The sequence below is a fragment of the Paraburkholderia terricola genome (genome assembly GCF_900142195.1).
In the GTDB taxonomy this organism is placed as follows: Bacteria; Pseudomonadota; Gammaproteobacteria; order Burkholderiales; family Burkholderiaceae; genus Paraburkholderia; species Paraburkholderia terricola.
This window is the reverse complement of the sequence record NZ_FRAB01000036.1, coordinates 12,115-30,464: the sequence shown is the minus strand read 5'-3', so window position 1 is coordinate 30,464 and position 18,350 is coordinate 12,115. Positions and strand designations below refer to the sequence as shown.

Annotated in this window: 16 protein-coding genes; 8 read left to right on the top strand and 8 right to left on the bottom strand. The window is 59.3% G+C overall.

Features of this window, described 5'->3' with window-relative positions; genetic code table 11:
• Positions 1-143 precede the first annotated feature (143 nt).
• Positions 144-755, top strand: a complete 612-nt coding sequence (locus BUE39_RS34445) for a hypothetical protein (protein WP_143031976.1) — start codon at positions 144-146, stop codon at positions 753-755.
• A 19-nt stretch (positions 756-774) separates the two neighbouring features.
• Positions 775-1,404, top strand: a complete 630-nt coding sequence (gene cysC / locus BUE39_RS24855) for an adenylyl-sulfate kinase (protein WP_073431376.1) — start codon at positions 775-777, stop codon at positions 1,402-1,404.
• Positions 1,405-1,552: 148 nt separating this feature from the next.
• Here cysC and groL read toward each other — a convergent pair whose 3' ends face one another.
• On the bottom strand, positions 1,553-3,196 hold the full coding sequence (gene groL, locus BUE39_RS24850) for a chaperonin GroEL (protein ID WP_073431375.1): 1,644 nt from the start codon (positions 3,194-3,196) through the stop codon (positions 1,553-1,555).
• A 52-nt stretch (positions 3,197-3,248) separates the two neighbouring features.
• Positions 3,249-3,539, bottom strand: a complete 291-nt coding sequence (gene groES, locus BUE39_RS24845) for a co-chaperone GroES (RefSeq protein WP_073431374.1) — start codon at positions 3,537-3,539, stop codon at positions 3,249-3,251.
• A gap of 944 nt (positions 3,540-4,483) precedes the next feature.
• Here groES and BUE39_RS36105 point away from each other — a divergent pair.
• Positions 4,484-4,732 (top strand): GGDEF domain-containing protein, encoded by a 249-nt coding sequence (locus BUE39_RS36105; protein WP_073431373.1) that lies wholly within the window; start codon positions 4,484-4,486, stop codon positions 4,730-4,732.
• A gap of 61 nt (positions 4,733-4,793) precedes the next feature.
• On the top strand, positions 4,794-5,096 hold the full coding sequence (locus BUE39_RS36100) for a GGDEF domain-containing protein (RefSeq protein ID WP_073431372.1): 303 nt from the start codon (positions 4,794-4,796) through the stop codon (positions 5,094-5,096).
• Positions 5,097-5,138: 42 nt separating this feature from the next.
• Here the strand turns inward: BUE39_RS36100 and BUE39_RS24830 are convergent, their stop codons facing one another.
• Positions 5,139-5,615, bottom strand: coding sequence for an SRPBCC family protein (locus tag BUE39_RS24830; RefSeq protein ID WP_073431371.1), 477 nt, complete (start codon positions 5,613-5,615; stop codon positions 5,139-5,141).
• Between the two features lie 41 nt (positions 5,616-5,656).
• Here BUE39_RS24830 and BUE39_RS34945 point away from each other — a divergent pair, with 41 nt between their 5' ends.
• From BUE39_RS34945 to BUE39_RS24820, 3 genes are all read left to right on the top strand, one after another.
• The gene (locus BUE39_RS34945; RefSeq protein WP_159442592.1) at positions 5,657-6,100 is read left to right on the top strand and encodes a hypothetical protein; all 444 of its coding nucleotides are present in this window, start codon (positions 5,657-5,659) and stop codon (positions 6,098-6,100) included.
• Positions 6,101-7,681: 1,581 nt separating this feature from the next.
• A complete protein-coding gene (locus BUE39_RS24825; RefSeq protein ID WP_073431370.1) occupies positions 7,682-8,899 on the top strand; it encodes a pectate lyase family protein in 1,218 nt (405 codons plus the stop codon).
• Between the two features lie 953 nt (positions 8,900-9,852).
• The gene (locus BUE39_RS24820; RefSeq protein WP_073431369.1) at positions 9,853-10,719 is read left to right on the top strand and encodes a transposase; all 867 of its coding nucleotides are present in this window, start codon (positions 9,853-9,855) and stop codon (positions 10,717-10,719) included.
• A gap of 63 nt (positions 10,720-10,782) precedes the next feature.
• Here the strand turns inward: BUE39_RS24820 and BUE39_RS24815 are convergent, their stop codons facing one another.
• Positions 10,783-12,219 (bottom strand): tyrosinase family protein, encoded by a 1,437-nt coding sequence (locus BUE39_RS24815; protein WP_073431368.1) that lies wholly within the window; start codon positions 12,217-12,219, stop codon positions 10,783-10,785.
• Here BUE39_RS24815 and BUE39_RS24810 point away from each other — a divergent pair.
• Complete coding sequence (locus BUE39_RS24810; RefSeq protein ID WP_167363302.1) at positions 12,155-13,369, top strand: zinc ribbon domain-containing protein; 1,215 nt, start codon at positions 12,155-12,157, stop codon at positions 13,367-13,369. The two genes, BUE39_RS24815 and BUE39_RS24810, sit on opposite strands and share 65 nt — an antisense overlap.
• A 44-nt stretch (positions 13,370-13,413) precedes the next feature.
• Here BUE39_RS24810 and BUE39_RS24805 read toward each other — a convergent pair whose 3' ends face one another.
• Genes BUE39_RS24805 through murJ form a run of 4 tightly spaced genes read right to left on the bottom strand, consistent with a single transcriptional unit; the run spans position 13,414 to position 18,327 of the window.
• On the bottom strand, positions 13,414-14,595 hold the full coding sequence (locus BUE39_RS24805) for a glycosyltransferase family 4 protein (RefSeq protein WP_073431366.1): 1,182 nt from the start codon (positions 14,593-14,595) through the stop codon (positions 13,414-13,416).
• Positions 14,592-15,773, bottom strand: coding sequence for a glycosyltransferase family 4 protein (locus BUE39_RS24800; protein ID WP_073431365.1), 1,182 nt, complete (start codon positions 15,771-15,773; stop codon positions 14,592-14,594). The genes BUE39_RS24805 and BUE39_RS24800 overlap by 4 nt, the downstream gene beginning before the upstream one ends.
• Positions 15,770-17,035 (bottom strand): glycosyltransferase family 4 protein, encoded by a 1,266-nt coding sequence (locus BUE39_RS24795; protein ID WP_073431364.1) that lies wholly within the window; start codon positions 17,033-17,035, stop codon positions 15,770-15,772. Before BUE39_RS24795 ends, BUE39_RS24800 begins: the two co-directional genes overlap by 4 nt.
• A complete protein-coding gene (gene murJ, locus BUE39_RS24790; RefSeq protein ID WP_084561475.1) occupies positions 17,032-18,327 on the bottom strand; it encodes a murein biosynthesis integral membrane protein MurJ in 1,296 nt (431 codons plus the stop codon). Before murJ ends, BUE39_RS24795 begins: the two co-directional genes overlap by 4 nt.
• Between the last annotated feature and the right edge of the window lie 23 nt (positions 18,328-18,350).

The window sequence follows — 18,350 nt, the reverse complement described above, 5'->3', positions numbered from 1 at the left end:
TTGGCCTCGCTGTTGGTCCCGAGCTATTGACGGTCAAAAAACCCGCCTCCGTGCGGGTTTTCTCTTGAGGCACCTTCTGCTCTTGAATAAGCAGCACATGTGATTTCGCATAATTACATGGCCGTCGGTAAACGAATCGCTGCTTGAACGACGCAACGAGGCGTTGTATTGCGCAATCAAACGTTACAACCAGCGTAGTTTTGATCACGCTACACTTACAACTCGCAAATCCGTCACCTAACCCCATGTCTTTGCCCGTCTTTTTCTTTCCTCTACCGAACGGCGGGGGATCATCCGCCATTCCCTTTTTCGATTTGAATAAAGGCAAAGGTCGATTCGTCCACTTCGAATGCGATCGACAAGGGCGGGAAAGCTGCCGCGCAAGGCGTCTAGCAACGCGTATTGGCGGCGGCCAGCACGCATATCGCATTCACAGAAGCACGACGAGCACCGCCAATTACCACACTGTCCTGCCGCTCGTTTTCGAAACAAACAGGACCAGCGGTTCACAAAAAAGCGCAAGCCGTTTGAGCGGAGAGGCCAAAACGGAATTCGTTGAAGACAATAGCTTCGATTACGAACTCTTTGTTCATGCCAACTCGGAAATCGAAAAGCGTGCACTCGAATCGGGCAGCAATTTCTCGAAAGATCGGCAATGGGTTCAGCGTGTTGTCGCCCGAATAAATGAACCCGAGAACTCACCGGAGCGCCTGAGCAACGCGGGAATCCGGCGCCAACGATGGCACCACGCCTGAGCGCCAGGGGAGCATGACAATGGGAAAGTCTCACGCTTTCGTGCAACGTTGCCATGGTGCGATTACCGCTGAGGACAGAATCCGGATGTTCCGCCAAAGGCCGGTCACCATCTGGCTCACCGGTCTTTCAGGTGCAGGCAAGTCGACCATCGCGTTCGCGCTCGAACAACAGCTCGTGTCACTCGGACATGCGTGCTATGTGCTCGACGGCGACAATATCCGTCACGGCTTGGCGCGCGACCTCAGCTTCGAAAAGGAAGATCGGCGCGAGAACATTCGCAGAGTCGCACACGTCGCACAGTTGATGAACGACGCCGGTCTCATTGTCATCACGGCGCTCATTTCTCCCATGCGTGAAGACCGGGCCATGGCGCGCGAAATCATTGGGGCGGGCACATTCATCGAGACCCATCTTTCCGCGCCGGTCGACACGTGCGCTCGCCGTGATCCGAAAGGCCTCTATGCGAAAGCCAGGGCGGGAGAGATTCCTTCGTTTACCGGTGTATCGGCACCCTATGAAGCCCCGGTCGAGCCCGAGCTGCGGATCGATACCGCAACATTGACGCCGGATCAAAGCGTGGCGAAGATATTCGACTATTTGCGCGAGAACGCTCTCGCCCTGAAGCTCGCCCGCGAAGCGGCCTCGTGATACCGGGGGTGCCCGCGCGCGCGCCGCCTGCTCCCAAGAAAAAACCCGCAAAGCTAAATGCCTTGCGGGTTTTTCGTTGGAAAGCACGCCTCGCGGCGCGCTTTCCCATGCATTCCCAAGCGAGCCTCGTAACGAGGCCCACGCGGAATTACATGTCCATGCCCATGCCGCCCATGCCGCCCGGCATTCCGCCGCCGCCCATCGGAGCGTCTTCCTTCGGCAGTTCGCACACAGCTGCGTCGGTCGTCAGCAGGAGACCTGCAACCGATGCTGCGTTTTGCAGCGCGGTGCGCGTCACCTTCGTCGGGTCCACGACACCTGCGTCAACCAGGTCGACGTACTCGCCGGTTGCCGCGTTGTAGCCGTAGTTGCCCTTACCGGCAGCAACAGCCGCCACCACGACGCTGGCTTCTTCGCCGCCGTTCGTGACGATCTGGCGCAGCGGCTCTTCCATCGCGCGCAGCACGATCTTGATACCTGCGTCCTGATCGGCGTTGGCGCCCTTCAGACCTGCGATTGCCGTGCGTGCGCGGATCAGCGCGACGCCGCCGCCGGCCACGATGCCTTCTTCCACAGCTGCGCGCGTTGCGTGCAGTGCGTCTTCGACACGCGCCTTCTTTTCCTTCATTTCGACTTCGGTCGCAGCGCCAACCTTGATCACTGCAACGCCGCCTGCCAGCTTGGCAACGCGTTCCTGCAGCTTTTCACGGTCGTAGTCCGACGTAGCTTCTTCGATTTGCGTGCGAACCTGCTTCACACGTGCTTCGATGTTTGCAGCTTCGCCAGCGCCGTCGATGATCGTGGTGTTTTCCTTGCCCACTTCGATGCGCTTTGCTTGACCCAGTTCGGCCAGCGTTGCCTTCTCGAGCGTGAGGCCGGTTTCTTCCGCGATGACTTGGCCGCCAGTCAGGATCGCGATGTCTTCCAGCATGGCTTTACGGCGATCGCCGAAGCCCGGAGCCTTCACGGCAACCGTCTTCAGGATGCCGCGGATGTTGTTCACCACCAGCGTGGCCAGCGCTTCGCCTTCGACGTCTTCAGCGATGATCAGCAGCGGACGGCCTGCCTTTGCGACTTGTTCCAGCACCGGCAGCAGATCGCGGATGTTCGAAACCTTCTTGTCGTGCAACAGCACGAACGGGTTTTCGAGCACGGCAACTTGCTTGTCCGGGTTGTTGATGAAGTACGGCGACAGGTAGCCGCGGTCGAATTGCATACCTTCGACGACGTCCAGTTCGTCTTGCAACGACTTGCCGTCTTCAACGGTGATGACGCCTTCCTTGCCGACCTTGTCCATCGCTTCAGCGATACGGTCGCCGATCGACGAATCGCTGTTCGCCGAGATCGCGCCAACCTGAGCGATTTCCTTGTTGGTCGTGCACGGCTTGCTGATCTTGCGCAGTTCTTCGATCGCGGCGGTCACGGCCTTGTCGATACCGCGCTTCAGGTCCATCGGATTCATGCCCGATGCGACGTACTTCATGCCTTCGCGGACGATCGACTGAGCCAGGACCGTTGCGGTCGTGGTACCGTCACCGGCGTTGTCGCTGGTCTTGGAAGCGACTTCCTTGACCATTTGCGCGCCCATGTTCTGAAGCTTGTCTTTCAGTTCGATCTCTTTCGCGACCGAAACGCCATCTTTCGTGACCGTCGGGCCGCCGAAGCTGCGCTCGAGGACAACGTTGCGGCCCTTCGGACCCAACGTGACCTTCACAGCGTTCGCGAGGATATTCACGCCTTCAACCATCTTGGCACGGGCGGAATCACCGAATACGACGTCTTTAGCTGCCATCTTCTAACTCCTTGAATTCTTGGGATATAACCGGGGAAGTAGCGACTTGCGCCTACTTCTGCACCACGGCCATGATGTCTTCTTCGCGCATGACGAGCAGTTCGTTGCCGTCGACCTTGACGGTCTGGCCTGCGTACTTGCCGAACAGAACGCGGTCACCCACCTTCACGTCGAGCGCAATGGATGCGCCCTTGTCGTCACGCTTGCCCGGGCCGACTGCCAGGATTTCGCCTTGATCCGGCTTTTCCGCTGCGGCTTCGGGGATCACGATGCCCGACGCGGTCTTGGTTTCTTGATCCAGACGTTTGACGATCACGCGATCATGCAAAGGACGAAGGTTCATACATACTCCTCTCTTGATTGAGACTGAAGAACGCTGAGAAAACCCGGCTGGCCGAGCCAACCGGCGATGTTGTTAGCACTCTCGTGCAGCGAGTGCTAATTATATGGACGGGTGGTGACAAATTCAAGAAGGGATGCGGCGATTGTCGAAATCCGCTTACCTTTGCGCTTTGTTTGCTTCGGTTCGAACCTTGCATTGCAGCAAAAATCGGCGTCTCATTCGAATAATGTTATTTCGCAACAAGTACTTATACGGTTTCTCGCGTATCGCTAGGCGTCACCGGTTCAAGCGCGGACCGCCATCCTGAGAATCAGCGCGCCGCAATTCGATGCGCAAGCATCCTGGCAGGGAAAACCCTATCAAGACCGGTAGCCAGAAATATTTGTCGGCCTTCATGCAGCTTCGACGAAGCGGCCGCGGGGCGTGCTGATCATGTATTCCGCTGCACATGCGCATTGGTGAACTCGCGACGCGGACACAAGGCCTCTCTCGAAGCGCGTGGACGTCAAGACGTGCGGTCGGATGCCGATGGACTCGCCATGCGTTCGCGGCTATGGCGAATTTCTCTCCGAAGAAAATGCCTCGCTACAAGGTGCTTCCACGCTGTCTGCGGGGATAGTTGACCTTGAATAAACCATCTCTGGCGCGCGATTGCCTTCGTGGTGATTGCGTGCCTGTCTCTCGTTGCGCTTGATGGCTCGCGAAGTTGAAGTGCATGGGCAGTCGAGCGACAGCACGCTAACCTTGGTCCGCGCATTGGCGCCCGCGTGATAAGCAGATCAAGGTGGGTTATTCCCGTTTCGAGGAGAATCGCAGAATGGCGTCATGCGGCTGAACAACTACCGCAGCCACCCGCACTGTCCTTTGTAGCAGTTGCGTTGTCCAAAGACGAGATTTTGCATGAGTACTGGCGCCACACAATCTGGGCATTCCGCTGACGTGCTTTGCCTCGTCATTGTGGTGCGATTGTTCGTCTGGCATCTAATCCGCCAAATCGAACTCTTGATCGACTTGGATTACAAGACGGCCTGACTTGGCCCGCAAATCACCGCCAATTCGATATCGCATTGCATGGCGAATTCAGTCGCGCCATGCGTCACGTGAATGCTCTTGCACTGATCATGCTGGATGTCGATTGCTTCGAGCGATACCACGACATCCAGGGACACGCAGCGGGCGATGACCGCCTGTGAACGATTGGCCATTTCATCAGAGATCTGATAGCTCGACGTTCTGGAGAGTTGGCCACACGCTATGGGAGAGGAGATTGCAGCGCTTCTTCCGTATACCGATGTAGCCCATGCCGTAGCAATCGCGGACACTATCCGCAGCGCTATCCGTAGCCTGAAAATTGAACATTCAGGCAACCGAACCGGCTTCGTCACGATAAGCGCAGATGTTGACGAGCGGATGCCGATGCGAAGTGTGGGTGAGCCCGTGGAGCTAATACTCGCTGCCGACAAGGCTTTGCGTGAGGCAAAGCGCAAAGGACGAAATCGAACGCGTGGCGCCACGGGTGACTTTCCGTCATCGGCTACGGCCTTACATCGTCACTGAGCGCCTCGAGTGCAAAGCGTTCAATCCATTGCCACGCTGGCTTCATCCATGCTCGACGCCAAGCAGCCGCCGCGCCAGCGCCGCGCCGCCTTCGCGCATCACTGCGTCATGGTTCCATTGGAAAACCGGTCGCAATAAAGGCGCCAATGCATTCATCCATGCGCGGTTCGTACGGACGCACCAGTCATAGCGGACCACGGTAAGATCGCGTCCGTCAGTCGAAAAGCTCCACCGGCCGACGCCTTCGACGTCGCCACTGGCTTCCCCTTCCAGCGCTACCAAGGGTTCGACGCGCGTCACTCGCATGTCGAACACGAGACGATAGGGCAACCGGCCTTTCCACGTATAGCGTTGTACGGCGCCCACGCCCTGATCGGAACCGGCCTCTAGCTGGTCCACGCGCTCGACGTTAATCCACCACTCGGGCCAGCGCGCCGAATCCTGGATTGCCGCCCAAACTTCCTGCACTGGCGCGTCGATGCGCCAAATGGTGCAAAAGCGGTATTCGACCGTCCGCACTCGACCTCCATTTTTTGATGTTCTTGCAGAGATTTTGTCAGATGCTCACTGCCCTTTCCATTACCCGCGAAGGGGCACCGCTTTTCAATCCTCATCTCGTCAAGCCTGCTGCGACAGAATGCAGGATAGTTGAAGGTGGACGAATGGTGCATGAGAGTCGATGGCTGAAAGCTTCAATCCCAGCGAAAGCCATTACGATCATCTCTTGCACCCTTGAGGTGGACGTGACGGTAGACGACTCGTGTGGCGCTTCGCCCGCAGTTGTCGTTGGCAATAGCGGCCAGATCCACCATCGCTACTTTCGATTTGCCGGCTCAAACTTCAAAATCAAAGTCTTTGACCACGACGACAGAGTTGAGACAGCAACGGCGAAAGGCGAGGTACAACTACATGATTGGACGCATCTGCGCCCGCGGAGTTGTCAGCAACGCATTCATGTCCGGCCGACGCCGGCGAATATGTCTCTGCAACACTCGAAAATCTAACCAATGGCGATGGCAACTCGAGTGCCTACGGCCATCGCTGGACCGATCATTCAAATGGTGACACACGACGCTGCTGATGCTTCTCGCGCTTGGGGAGCTCGGCAATCCAACACGTCTGGAGACCCCTGCGTCGCAAAAGAAGAGCACCTTTTCCCGTTGCTGCTGAAGTAATGGTTCGTTTGCGATTTGCACGCAGTATTTTTCCAGCGCAAACCATCGACGTTGCGCACAAACAGCAGCGCAATAATGATTTGTGAGCATCGCCGTGACGTCGTCGCCTCCATCGAGACTTAGATCGCGCCACAGATGCCACGTCGTAGATAGGTAGTACCGGAAATCGGCTCACGACAATGGGCGTTGTAGTGTAGCGCGAACGATACTTCGGAAAACCTCACCGCCTTGACCGCAGCGGCGCTTTCGCAATGCATGGGAATACCCGGCCACGACCGCGTCGGGACTCGAGCGTCCAACGAATACCCTAACCGCGCCTATTACAGAACCACTTGAACCGCCCGAGTTCCCCCCGAAGCGACCGATTAATTCGATTCGCGATATTGATCTGATAAAATGGCTGAGGCCGATTTAATATTAATAATATAAATTGCCGTAGCTTTAAATTATTAGTCAGTCAAGTCCAGATTAACGCGTAAAAAAATAAAAATACTCATTTTCCCGCGTAGACAATGTGCGGCTTTCTTATTACCACGAACCGCGGAACATTTTGAGCAAATATTAAACGACCGCTTCTGATTCGTCCTTATCAGCAGTTTTTCCAAACTCGTTACAGAAGTGAAACGTTTATAATTCTTCTGCCAAAACCTTCTGCAAGTAATACCGTGAACCCTGAAGAATAAGCAATATTTACCGATTCCGGTTCTGTACTGTCGGTAGACGCCCAGCACTGACTAATGGAACCGGAGCCTCGAATATCCGTGGCTATGCGCGCCGCGGATGCTGCGCTACGCAATTCGGCGCGGACTGGCCCAAGGCCCATTCGGTTCGCACCGAGGCGTTATGCATGAAATCTTGGGGGTAAAGAGATCTGTCTGATCTTTTAGTTATCCTCAATTTTGAAATTGAAGCATCAAGTCGAAGTCTGTTGTTACATCTACAAGCATGCTGAGAATCTAGCGTAAGTCTTACACGCTAGCCCCGGCATGCATAAACCTCATGCGTCGGCCTTTGGTCCCGCGTGTGGGGGACGAGTCGTCGACCTAGCTGAGAGGTCGACTAAGTCGTGTCGCAGGTCGAGTACGTACGGGAGAGTCTCGCCCGATCGTGTACTCCGGCCTAGTGGTGCAATCCAAGGCTTTAATCACTAATAGCACTTCGCTATATGGATCACATGCAAGCGTACATTAAGTACTACCAAATATTCACCTGATGACTATTTCCCGATCAACAGGTTTAGAACACTGCCCTAGTGGCAGCAGTCGATACACGTTCGTCTAACGGTATCTGCGAGCGCATATCGGCACATTGGAAGCGTCAGCTTCTTCAGCAATGAACGCGGTCAACGCGTTCCCTTGTTTCGCCTCTTCGCTAGAAATAGCGCCATGTCTAACTTTGGAATGTAACGGAATGAGACATCTCAAATACCTGCTTTTTTTCCTTTTTTCGCTCGCCTTTTTGCCCGCGGCTTACGCGCAGAACAACCCGTCGAGTGTCGTCGTGAACGGTACTACGTGGAACAAGTGTGCAGACGAGCATGGCACCTGCTCCTTCTCCGGCACGCAGAGCGTACTCTATGGGGCGTGGCCTCCGAGCGCACCTTCGGCCATGTACGCGGTGAATGGCACCTATACCGGCAAGGTGCCGTGTGACAACAGCGCCATGGCCGATCCTGCGGTTGGCTATCAGAAAGCGTGCTATATCAAGGCCACGTCTACGTCCACATCTACATCGACGTCCACACAATTTACCCCGCCGGCGCTCGTGAACCCGGTGAATCCGATGGCCTATGGCGCGAAGTGCGACGGTGTAACGAATGACACGGCCGCATTCCAGAAGGCAATCAATGCAGGCGACGTGTTGGTTCCGTCCGGGACTTGCGTCATCAATGGCACCCTCAATGTGAGGGCGAGCAACCGGCACATTCAGTGCCAACAGACCGTGCTCAAGCGCACCACCGGCTACGCCAACCAGATGTTCGTCATCGGCGACTACAACAACTACTATCACGACGACAGTATCGTTAACTGTAATTTCGTGGGCGCCAACACCGTGGTGCCGCAGTATTACAACAACGACGCACGGCATTGGGATATTCCGGTTGAAACCGTTGGTCCGGTCAGCAACTTCTTCCTGGCAGGCAACAGCTTCAAGCAGTTCTTCGGCCAATCGATGTTCCAGACCTACGGCTCGACCAACGGCGGAAGCGGCGACAAAATCATCTACAACACCTTCGCGAGCTGCGGCTACTATGGGCCGGTGTTCGTTGCTCATACGAACGGCTACATCGGACACAACACCGTGACCGACTGCGCTGTGGGTATCGAGAATGACAACACCACGCAACAGACGGGCCATAACGTGATCGAGTACAACACCATTAAGGCCGTCTATGGCTATGGTGCGCCTGACATGTCTTCCTCGGTGATGCTGACGGGCGGTGTCGCGGCGAGTGCGGACTACTCAACCAACATCGTGCGCAACAACACGGTATCTGGCACGAGCAACGCGCAGGGCTTCCGTGGCGCTAACATCCCGAGCCGAACCATCATTGGCAAGAACTGGGGCGTAAAAGCCGCGCAGTATTCGAACAATACCTGCGTTTCGGGATGCTCGGTTACGCAGTAATCGTGCGGCAGTAAATGAAGAAAGCAGAGTCGGACTACGTGCGCGATTGGCTCGACTCTGCTGCTGTCAGGGCATCGATTTCACAATCGCATGACCCCGCATGACCCTCGAGGTGCACCCACAGGTACTCGACAGGATTGACTTGCTGAGAACTGCAACCATGACGCGACCGAAGTGCACCCAAAGCACGTTGACAACCGCGGTAATGTTGCTGGTCACTTCATGCACGGCATGATCGTCAGTTCCCTGTTGGGTGCAGCCAATCTCCCCGCTTCATCCCGCGCAATGCGGCGCGACCACCGGCATGCGATGTACCGTGCCCAAGGTGCGCGATGTCCGCGATGACGCACGTCAGCACGCGGCGACAGCTTGTCTTGCGAAACATCGATGTGGATTGAAACACGCTGCCCGTGACCCGACGGCAGCAGTCGACAATTCGGCATTCCGTTCGACGAGCGCGTTACCCTCAGCCAAGAACCCTCATACCGACCTCGGCACACAAAACTAGCGGCACCTTCAAAGTCGCTCGCCTGCATGAGCGGCAGGTCGCCACTCGTCGCGCCACGACGGATGAAGCACTTGAACGGCCCAGACAGCCATCAAGGCAATGGCTACACATTCCCCCGTCAAACCGCACCACTGCTGGCGTGTCCAGCCAAGGGACAGATCCTGCGTCAGCGTATCCTGACAAAAGATTCAGTGGACGCTGCGTTGAGTCGTGTCCAAACCCTGACTGCAAAAAACAATATGGCATGGGTCAATCACTATCAGGCGGGAACTTCGCATTGCCCTGCCGCACCTATCCGGTTTCAGCGGGCGACAGAACAGCCCAAGCCTCGGGCAAGCTCTGTCACCGCTATTTCCGCAGACAATACGCGTCGTCACCGCTTATGCCCGTCGAGCTGCATTCGCGCGCGGTGAGACTTGGGAGTTGCAATGTCCTGGAGGTTGCAATGTTCTTCGAAGAGCTTTCCGACGAGGAGTGGTCATTGATCGGCCCCATGCTGGCCGATCCCGTTGTTCGCCTGACGAAACGCGGCCGTCCGCGGGTACAGCCGCGGGTGGTCACCAACGCGGTCTTGTGGATTTTGACCACGGGAGAATCGTGGTCGAAGCTGCCAGAGAAATATCCGTCGCAGCCCACTTGCAGGTACCGATTCGAACAGTGGCGGATAAATGGAAAACTGGCGGAAATGATGCGCGTCCTGTCGCGTGCAGGACGGCATTTTTCATATGTTCCCGATCGACCGCCTTCAGAGAAGAAGGCGGATCAGAAACCAGCCGTTGCTCCGCTCGATGATGCGGGCACGGAGGACGACGTCGGCACACCTGACGTGGTCTGGAAAAGCCAGGAGTCGTGGCTGAGTACGAGCACCGAGCGCACGGCGTACCATGCCGACAGTTGGATATTGGGCGACATAGGCCGCACGCGCGACACGGAGCCCGGTCCTGCAGAAGCATGCAACGACGACGCAAGCGCGCAGGAAGAAGCATCGTCGAAACGTCAGCGCGTTTACTCCCAGGGGGCATGGCGGAGCGCGTCAGAAGCCAGCGGAACGAGCGTCGTCAACGAGCGGGGCTATGTCGTCCACGCCGCTGCGGACCTCATGCAGAACGATCTGTTTCGAGGCTGGGCGGAAATCACGGAAAACGGACAACGGGTGGCGCACTCCGGCCTCGTGGGTCCGAGGTTTATCGCGCCGGAGGCTGCCAGGCAGTGTGCGTTGGACTGGGCGCGCGATTGGATCGACAAGCAGGAGGACGCTGCGAACTCCAGCCGCTACACAACCGGGTCAAGGGCAACATTGCGAAGAGGCTGAAGTGTGCGGCTGCGACGCGCGCAAACAATGCCCTCGCGTCGCAGCGCTCACACTCTCAGCAGATCACGGGCCTTCCGTCGACAGCTCGAGACGCATCTCGCCTACCGTCAATACCGGACCCGTTGGGTAGTTCGGACCATTGACGCGTACTAGCGAGATCACAACCTCCTTCAGATTCGCTACGCCGACGTTGCGCAACACGTCGGTCGCCGGCAATACCAGGCTGCCCTCGCCATGGTGTATTGCACCCGACACTTCGAATGGCCCGAACGTGCCGAGAAAATGCGACTGACTCTCGACGTCCGCGTTACCCGAAGCGGGCAGATTGAGGTAGACGTTATAGAAATAGCCGCCCTGCTTTCCCGCACTGGTGACACCAAGCTTGTCCAGCACGATGCGCGGATACTTGAACGTTGTCGTTGTCGTCTCGCTCGTGGTGGCTGTATCGACGGTTGACGCATTCGCAGCCACTGCATCCTGCAAGGAGGTGGTGCCTGACGCCTGCAAGGGCAAACGCGCACTGACAGACCGCTCGTTGAGCGTAAGATTCGCGACGCCGCCAAGCGACCGGCGGGTCGTCGCGATGGTACGCGGGGGCGTCGTTGAAAAGCTGCCGAGCGCCGGTCGCACGAGGATCGGGGCATGCTGCGCCTGCACACGAATGATGCGTCCTTCCTGAGCGTTCAGCGGCATTGCAGTCGGCACCTTTTGATTCGAATATTGGTAGTTCAGCAACGAGGGCATATAGGTCGTCGATTTCTTCATCGTCAGGCCGGTTGCGTAAGTGAACGTTCCGGACCAGTACGAACTGTTCGGATAAGGCATCGTGGTTTTCGGCTGCTGCGCCCACGCGTCCCATAGGCGGTCGACGTTCGCGTGATGCAAATAGAAGATCGGGTCGGTCGGCGACTGCATGTCGGCCATCCATCCACCGATGACGTTGTGCACCGGATTATGCGGAGCCGATTCGAAAGACGCCTCAAACGAGTTGGACGTACCGCGCTGAAAATTGGTTACGTTCGGTGCGAACGGCGCAAGCGTGAGCGCGGAATAGACGTTCGAGTTGGCCCGGCCCGACACATAAAGTGCATTACCGCTGGACGGATCGGTAAACTCACTGGGCATGGTGGGATACGTGTAGTAGTCCCAGTACGGCAAGGTCAACAGGCTGTCTCCGGACACCGTTCTCAACTGCTGTTCGAAGTAGTAAATGTAGCCCCTATGCCACGCGAGAAAGTACGGCACCATATGCGGACAGTAGTTCATATGGACGTTGACCCAATACGCCCAGGAGGTCGGTTTTGTCGCGTCCGTGGCCGCTTTCATCAGTTTTACCGCATTCAGGAACGATGCGTACTGCGGCGTGGTTTTGAAAACCTGCCATTCCAGCCGGGTCGAAACCGACCCTGCGCTCATGGCCGGCATTGGAAGCGACATGAGAGCCGCAGCCGATGCGGACCCCTGCAGGAAAGAACGCCGGCTGAAGTGGTTCCTTGACATTCAGGTTCTCCTCAAATCGGAAAGATCGGGGGCCGTGCTTCAGGGTGCCGGCTGTTTATTGAAACCGTCTTTTATCCGATCGCGCCTTTATAGCCACAGATACACGATAGCCTGGCTGCTCATCGATCACGGTGCTATTCCCGCGAGAAATGTGGTCGAGCCCACACTTCAATTTCGCCGAACAGCACAACATCAATATCCGCGCTTCGACGGCCGCCAGCCGCGTTCGGCGACCTTCATCGTATCGGGTCGTTGCGTATTGACGGACATCATGGCCATCGTCGCTGGCTATAAAGCGACATACACCAGCAAGGGCGCGGATCATTCGAAAGGTTCGAGTATGAACAAGCGCATGCTGTTTCCGGTCGCCATGGTTTCCGCCGTCTGCCCGCGCTGTGGAAGCCTCATACAGCGAGACCAACGCTTCTGCACCCGATGTGGAGCGTTTCAGTCCGCCGTGCCCGAAGCAAACCGCGACCAGTTGGGCACGTACTCACAACGAGCGAATGTGCAGCACTCTCAGCCTCCGGAGCGCGATCTGGTGAACGTCGACGCCTACGACGCTCACGGCCTGTCCGCGTTTCCTCCAAGGCCGCCTTCGCTGTTGCAGCGAACGCTCAGCGTGAGGACGGCTTTATTGGGCGCATGTATCGCGGCTGCCGTCGCCTTCGGCCTGACCTATCTGCGCTATGCACCAGTTGTAGCAGTCCGCGACGAAGCGCAGCCTGCCCCTCATGACGCTGCCGCTGCAGAACAGAATTCGTCTGCCGACACCGCCTACATGACACCGCGCGCGTTGCGCGAGATCGATGCAACACTCGGCATGCCCAAAGACAAGTTCGACACCGCGCCGCCTTCCGGGCTTACGTCGACCGATACGGCCCTCTCCCCCACCCGAGTACCCACCGACAAAGACATGCGTGTCGACGCATCACCTACTGATAACCGCACGGTCGCGGAAACCACGGCAGCGGCAGTAGCAGAACCCAACCCTGTTACAGACACCGACGTCTCCCAGTCACAGCAACGGCCGGCACTCTCCCCGGATTTTTCAAACATTAGCGACCCAGAGGCCTTGGAACAGGCGATCAAGCAGTACGGCTGGACCCTTGACACGGGCGCTGCTACGCAAAGAGGCAGTGCGGACTAAACCACTTCCCGAACGGACAGTTAGCGCCATGTGCGATCCGCCGCTCAAACCGCCGACTGTTCTCGCTTGTCCAGCGCCTCCACGTAAGCCTCTTCGTAACGGCGCCAACTCGCTTCTATGGAGAAGCGGCTTTGAATCCGTCTTCGCGCCGCATGTCCGAGCCTCGTGAGTTCGTCACGCGGCAACGCGAGTAACGAACACAACGCGCGACCAAGCGCCTCGGGATCTTGCGCCGGCACGACGCGGCCGGTCGTGCCGATCAGCAACGCGGTGTCGCCGACATCCGTTGCAACGCACGGCACTTCGCAGGCCATCGCCTCGCCAATCACAGTCGGCAAGCCCTCGCTGCTTGACGACAGACAGAACACGTCGAGTCCGGCGAGCAGGGTCTGTGGTTCCGCCTGCGGTCCAACCAGGCTACAGGCATGAGCGATTCCCGCGGCGTTGAGCAGCGCTGCCAGTTCGTCATTATCCGGTTCGAGCCCCTGACCGGCCATCACGAAGCGGCATTCCGGCATCGCGTCGACAACGATGCGCATCGCGGCGATGAACGTCCCATAGTCCTTGACGGGATGGTAGCGGCCGACAATTCCGACGAGTGGAGTGAGCGCCCCGATACCGAGCGAGCGCCGCAACGTCTCGCGCGCCCCCCGACTGGCGTGGAAGCGTTCGAGGTCGATGCCGTTGTGAATGACGGTCATGCGCTGCGCGCAGTAGCCGCCCAGGCGGTGCGACGCTTTCGCCGATTCGGCGCAGCAAACGATCCGATCAGGTATGCGCGACGAGATCAGCGCGCATGCGCGCGCGATCCAGCGCGTCATGCGGGCGCTGCCGGTCAAACGCAGATCCGTGTGATGGACGCCCCACAGCAGCGCGGGTCGCTTCACATGCGCGCCGCGCAAAAAACGCACGGCTTGCGCCCCATAGGTGGCTGCGCCGCCCATCAGGTCGGCGTGATACATCCAGGTCTGCACGACATCCGGTTCCAGTTCGTCGAGCCATCGGATGAGGCGGCGAAACGTCCTGATGTCGGGCATGCCGCGCCTCATCCCGAGTACACGCACCTCTACGCCGAGCTCGACGAGACGATCGGCCAGCGGCGCCTCGCGCGACAGCGATATGACGACATGCTGCAAGCCCTCGCGCTGTGACGTTCGGATCAGCCGCACCAGCATCGTCTCCGCGCCGCCGACGGCGAGATCCGTAATCACGTGAACGATCTTCACGGGACGACGCTCCCGCTCACGGGCATGGCCTGCCGCGCCGGCGCGAGCACTTCCCGGTAGACGGCGAGCGTGCGCTCGATGATGATCTGTTCGTCGAATTCCCGTAGCGCCTTTTGCCGCGCCGCCTCACCGAGCTTGCGCGCCAGCGCCCGGTCGTCGTCGAGACGACGAATGGCGCCGGCGAGTGCGCGGCCATCGCGCACCGGCACCACGAGCCCTTCTTCGCCGTCGATGCCGACAACCTCGCGGCATCCCGGCGCATCGGTAATGATGAGCGGCAACGCGCACGCCGCCGCCTCGATCATCGATTTGGGCAGCCCTTCGCGATAACTGGGCAGCACCGCCACATCGGTCTCGGCAAAGAGCGCGGGCATATCGCTAACGTGTCCCAGCCATTCGACGAGTCCATCCCTGACCCAGCCCCGCAGCAAGTTCTCGTCGACGGCAGCCGGATTGCCTGGGTCCGGTGTTCCCGCGAGAATGCATCGCACGCTGCGGCCTTCGGCTTTGAGGATGCGCGCCGCTTCGACGTACTCGGCGATGCCTTTGTCCCACAGCAGCCGTCCCGCCAGAACCACGCGCAACGGCTGCGCTTCGAGCGGATCGGCTTCCTCGGAACGCGGCTTGAAGCGGCTGATGTTGACCCCCGAACCCTTGATCACGCGTATCGCCCGTTCGTCGACGATATTGGCCGTGCGGAACAGCGCAAGATCGTCGGGGTTTTGCAGGATCAGCATGCTGCCTTTGCCGCCAAACGCCGTGCGCATCACTCTGCGCACCAGCGGACGCAAAACGATCGCCTTGACGTCGCGGCTCGAAAAAACATAGCCCATTCCCGCCACGGCGTTGACGCGCACCGCCACCCCGGCAAGACGGGACGACAACGATCCGTAGACCGCGCACTTGATGGTAAAGCCGTGCACGAGGTCGGGCTGTTCGCGCCGCAGGAAACGCACGAGCCACATCAACAGCGTCACTTCGCGCAATGGGTTGAGACTGCGCCGCACCATCGGGGCCGGCTCCCAGCGAAATCCCAGCGCGCGCAGTTGCGGTCCGTATTCGCCTGGCGGAGAAAGCAGCACGACCTCATGACCCAGTTCGCGCAACTTCCGCGCGAGCGATAGCCGGAAGTTGTAGAGGTACCAATCGGTGTTGGCAAACAGGATCACCTTGCTCATGTCGGCTCCTTGTCGACGCGCTGAATGTTTACGAGCGCGGGCTGGCGTGCGGGTTGGCGTATGTCCCCGCGCGAACTGTCGGGCGGGACGGCCGGCATCGCGGCACTCACTGCCGCGCCGGCGCGCCGCGGGCGCGCGCCCACACGCTCGAATTCCGCATCCCACATGTCGAGCACGGCCTGCGCCGAAAAACGCTCCCGGATTGACCGCGCCGCTCTGCGGCCGAGTTCGGCACGCAACGCATCATCGGAGAACAGGCGCCGCAAGCCCTGCTCCATTCCGTACGCGTCGCCCGGCGGCACCAGCCATCCGTCGCTACCGGCGCGCATCAGTTCCCTGGGGCCGCTACGGCAATCGAATGCGATCGTTGCCATGCCGAGTCCCATCGCTTCCATCAGCGCCATCGGCAAGCCTTCGAAACGCGACGACAGCACAAAGAGGTCCGAGCGCGCCATTTCCGCCCACGGGTCGACTGTCTTGCCGGGCAGAAAGACGCGCTCTTTCAACGCCGCCCCCGCCACCTGCGCCTCGAGCCTTGCGCGCTCCGGCCCGTCGCCCCAGATCCACAAATCCCATTCAGGGAAAGCATCGGCAAGCGACCCGAACACGGCGATCAACAGGTCATACTGCTTCTGCTCGTGCAAGCGGCCCACGGAGACGAGCCGTCGCCTGCCATCGCCATGCTCTGTCACGCCTCGCTCGCGGGCGAGCCCGCCGCGATCGGCGCGATCGAACAGTTCGTCGGGCAGCGGATTGGGCATCACGGCGACGCGCGCCATGCGCGGCACCATCTGCCTGAACGGCGCGACGACGTTCTCCGTCAGCACCGCCGCAAGGCTCGCCCGTGGATAGAGGAGGCGGCACGCGAGCCGCCATAAACGGGAGCGCCCGTCGGCGGCGGGATCATTGTGTTCGCACACGATGACGGGCACGCGCAATCCCCTCGACGCCAGGATCGCCGAAATATTGACGTTGGTGAGAAACGAAATGACGACATCCGGCTTGCTGTCGCAAAGCAACGTGCGCAGTGCGCGCAGGCGTGCCGCGTAACCGCGCGGCCCCAAGCGCTTCCGCCCCGCGAGATCGGTGAGATAGATGAGCCGCACCTGGCTCGTGAGCGTATAGAAGCAGGTGCCGCGGCCGCTATAGGTGATGACGAGCGTCACCGTGTCGCCCCGCCCGGCCCACGCATTGACGAGCGTCGATGCCACGCGTTCCGCGCCGCCGGTGCCCATCGAACTCACGAGAAGAACGATATTCATGGCTGCCCTGCCGTCGTCGTGGCGGTGCCCGTTGGCCAGCCTTGCACGTACACGAGATAGCAGATGAGCGTCGTCGCGTGCGTCAGCGCAGTGGCCGCGAAAATGCCGGGCACGGCCAGCCAGTGCGTCATGACGACGTTGGCGGCGACCTTCACGAGAAAACTCAGCAGGGCGATGGTGGCCATTTCCCGGTAACTTCCCGCGCTCGCGAACAGCGTCAATAGCACGAGGCCGGAGAAATAGAACGGCACCTGCATTTGCCCCCAGCGAAAAAGCTCCGTCACGGCCGCCGTATCCCGCGCGGTAAATGCGCCGCGCTGGAACAGTAGCGCAACGGCCTGCGGCGCAAGCAACCACGACACCAGCGCAATGGCCGAGCCGAGCAGAAACATGAGCATCGTCCACTTCACGGCAGTATGGCGGGCGCGCGACAGATCGCCGACGCCGATGATATCCGACAGGATCGGCAGGATTGCCTGACCGATTGCGAGCGCGCCCATGCTGAGGAGCAGCGAGAGAATGCGGTTCGTGTAGCCCACCGTGGCGACCGCGCCATCGCCATAGGCGACCACGAAGAATTGATCCAGTATCGGCGTGCAGCACATGACCACCTGGCCGAGGGCGAGCACCCGCACCGCCCGGAACACCCGCTGCCATTGCGGCGCCTTCAGCGTCAGACGGAGCCTGTAGCGAATCGGGTCGACCCGCACCGATAGCGCTCGCACGACCAGGGTTTGGACCACGTACCCGCCGATCGTGCCGTATATGAGCGGCAGCGCCTTGGTCTGGTCGCCGATCGATAGAACGAAGGCCAGCACGAAGCCGGCGGGCAGACCTTCGAGCAGCGTGTTGATGTGGCGTTCGCGCGATTGCAGCCGCGCCGCGTATGCGCTGGACACGAGCATGAGCGCGCCGACCGGTCCCATCGTCAGGATCATCTGCCGGCACAGGGCGCGTGTTTCCGCCGACAGACTCTTCGCGCCGATCTGCAGCGCGAGCGGCCAGCACGCATAGAGCAATAGCGTCAACGCCGCGCCCACCGCTATGGCCCATGCTTCGAGTTCACCCAGAAAGCGTGTCTGATCCGCAAGCGGCTGCGCGCGAAGATCGACAAAGACTGGCACAAGCACCATGATGAATATCGTCGCGATCACCACGGGCAGCCAGCCCACCAGCGTCATGGTCAGTTGGTATGCATCGACCACAGGGCCTGTGCCATAACGGTACGCGACGGCCATTTCCTTCAATGCGCCCGCACAGCGTCCCGCCAGCACGAAAACCGAAATGCGCATCGCACCACGTGCGATGCGCAAAT

Excerpts from the sequence above, each read along its gene's own strand:
- cysC (WP_073431376.1), top strand. The coding sequence starts at position 775 with ATGGGAAAGTCTCACGCTTTCGTGCAACGTTGCCATGGTGCGATTACC.
- groL (WP_073431375.1), bottom strand. The coding sequence starts at position 3,196 with ATGGCAGCTAAAGACGTCGTATTCGGTGATTCCGCCCGTGCCAAGATG.
- groES (WP_073431374.1), bottom strand. The coding sequence starts at position 3,539 with ATGAACCTTCGTCCTTTGCATGATCGCGTGATCGTCAAACGTCTGGAT.
- BUE39_RS36100 (WP_073431372.1), top strand. The coding sequence starts at position 4,794 with ATGGGAGAGGAGATTGCAGCGCTTCTTCCGTATACCGATGTAGCCCAT.
- BUE39_RS34945 (WP_159442592.1), top strand. The coding sequence starts at position 5,657 with ATGCTCACTGCCCTTTCCATTACCCGCGAAGGGGCACCGCTTTTCAAT.
- BUE39_RS24825 (WP_073431370.1), top strand. The coding sequence starts at position 7,682 with ATGAGACATCTCAAATACCTGCTTTTTTTCCTTTTTTCGCTCGCCTTT.
- BUE39_RS24820 (WP_073431369.1), top strand. The coding sequence starts at position 9,853 with ATGTTCTTCGAAGAGCTTTCCGACGAGGAGTGGTCATTGATCGGCCCC.
- BUE39_RS24810 (WP_167363302.1), top strand. The coding sequence starts at position 12,155 with ATGAGAGCCGCAGCCGATGCGGACCCCTGCAGGAAAGAACGCCGGCTG.
- BUE39_RS24815 (WP_073431368.1), bottom strand. The coding sequence starts at position 12,219 with ATGTCAAGGAACCACTTCAGCCGGCGTTCTTTCCTGCAGGGGTCCGCA.
- BUE39_RS24800 (WP_073431365.1), bottom strand. The coding sequence starts at position 15,773 with ATGAGCAAGGTGATCCTGTTTGCCAACACCGATTGGTACCTCTACAAC.
- BUE39_RS24795 (WP_073431364.1), bottom strand. The coding sequence starts at position 17,035 with ATGAATATCGTTCTTCTCGTGAGTTCGATGGGCACCGGCGGCGCGGAA.
- murJ (WP_084561475.1), bottom strand. The coding sequence starts at position 18,327 with ATGCGCATTTCGGTTTTCGTGCTGGCGGGACGCTGTGCGGGCGCATTG.